The sequence below is a fragment of the Streptomyces sp. NPDC004561 genome (genome assembly GCF_053602155.1).
On record NZ_JBSGDB010000852.1, the window covers coordinates 1 to 1,838 of the forward strand.

At 78.2% G+C, this 1,838-nt stretch carries 1 protein-coding gene and 1 pseudogene; both read right to left on the reverse strand.

Annotated features, from left to right (window positions below):
- Positions 1-374 (reverse strand): annotated as a pseudogene (locus tag ACWEN3_RS46080) (NUDIX hydrolase); the annotation flags it as partial.
- Positions 371-1,609: an ROK family protein gene (locus ACWEN3_RS46085; RefSeq protein ID WP_452984366.1), complete on the reverse strand. Its 1,239-nt coding sequence runs from the start codon at positions 1,607-1,609 to the stop codon at positions 371-373. The pseudogene ACWEN3_RS46080 and the gene ACWEN3_RS46085, both read right to left, overlap by 4 nt.
- Positions 1,610-1,838 lie beyond the last annotated feature (229 nt).

A 1,838-nucleotide genomic window follows, 5' to 3' on the forward strand; every position in this document is an offset into this window, starting at 1 on the left:
GGCCCCCGGCGCCCGGCCCCGGGGCCGGCGGCGGCGGTTGCGGGGGCCACCCGGCCGCCCCGCAGCCCCCCGGCGTCGGCCGGATGCACCACGGACACGAACAGGGAGCCGTACACGGGCGCGTCGGGCACCTGGCGCAGGGCCCGGTGCCGGTAGGTGGTCCGCGCCCAGAACAGCACCAGGCCGTCGCCGCCGTCCCGTTCGCATCCGGTCAGGGCGGCCACCGGGCCGTCGAACAGCGCGGGGTTGGCCCGTACCGCCTCCTCCCAGACGCGGTCCATCGCCGAGCGGTGGTGTCCCGCCAGCTCCGGCAGGGCCGTCTCGACCAGGCGGATGTTCCGGGCGGGCAGGATCTCCACGGTCGGACGGGTCACCGCAGCGCCCCCAGGGGGTCGTCCAGTACCGGTTGCCAGGCCAGTTCCGCGGCGCCGACCAGGCTGTTGTGGTCCAGGGTGCACGGCAGAATCGGTACGCCACCGCTCTGGCCCCAGAGGCTGCGGTCGGCGACGACCGCGCGCAGGCGGCCCGGATCGGCGTCCAGGAGGTTGCGGTGCAGGCCGCCGAGGATGATCCGGTCGGGGTTGAGGATGTTGACGAGACCGGCGAGGCCGAGACCGAGCCGGTCGATCAGGGCCTCGGCGGCCATGCGCACGGCCGGGTCGTCGTACTGGGTGCGCAGCAGGTCGTTGGCCTGCTGGAGCAGGGACACCTCGGGGCCCGGCGCGCGGCCCGCCTCGACGAGCAGCGCCAGCGGGTCCGCCTCGACGTCCAGGCAGCCCCGGCTGCCGCAGTGGCAGGGGCGGCCCTCGGGGTTGACGGTGAGGTGGCCGACCTCCAGGGCGAGGCCCGAACTGCCGGTGTGCAGGCGGCCGTCCAGCACCAGGGCGCCGCCGACGCCCCGGTGTCCGGTGGCCACGCACAGCAGGTCCCGTGCGCCACGCCCCGCGCCGTGCCGGTGCTCGGCGAGGGCGGCGAGGTTGACGTCGTTGCCGGCGAAGGCCGGGCCGGTGATGCCCGCCGCGCGCACGCACTCCGCGAAGAGCCGGCGCACCGGGGCGCCGACGGCCCAGGCCAGGTGCAGCGGGTTGAGGGCCAGGCCGTCGGGTTCGGCGACGGCGGACGGCACGGCGAGTCCGGCGCCGACGCAGCGGCGGCCGGTCGTCCGCAGCAGTTCCGCGCCCGCCTCGACGACCGAGCCGAGCACCTTGGCCGGATCGGCGTCGACGGTCTCGCAGCCGGGCGCGGTCGCCACGATGCGGCCGCCGAGCCCGACCAGCGCGGCCCGGAAGCCGTCGGCGTGGACCTGCGCCGCAAGCGCGACCGGGCCGTCCTCGGCGACCTCCAGCCGGTGCGAGGGGCGGCCCTGGGAGCCGGCCGCCGCGGCCGGCCGGGCGTCCACCCGGATCAGGCCGAGGGCCTCCAGCTCGGCGGCCACCGCGCCGGCCGTCGCCCGGGTGACGCCGAGTTCGGCGGTGAGCACGGCACGGGTGGGCGCCCGTCCGGTGTGCACCAGCTCCAGCGCGGGCCCGAGCGCTCCGCGCCCCCGTTCCAGCCGCGCCCTCGTGGTGGTCCTCTCCCCCGCCGTCCGGGGTTCCGCCTTGCCGCTCATGAGGGCGAGTCTCCCATGATCCGCATCCGTGGTGGCCTGTGCCGCCCGCTACCGGCCGCTCGCGCGCAGGGTGATGTTCAGCCGTCCGGCGAGGCCGAGCCAGGGCGGCGCCGTGGGCCCCCCGGGGCGGGGGCCCGCCGAGGGGGCGGGGCGGGTCGGGGGGGCCCAGACGAAAACCTAGCCGCCGGGCCGGGGGACGACGCGGGTAGGGGGGGGGGCGGTGGGGGCG

Bases quoted from the DNA above. Each gene is read 5' to 3' on its own strand.
- ACWEN3_RS46085 (WP_452984366.1), bottom strand. From the start codon at position 1,609: ATGAGCGGCAAGGCGGAACCCCGGACGGCGGGGGAGAGGACCACCACG.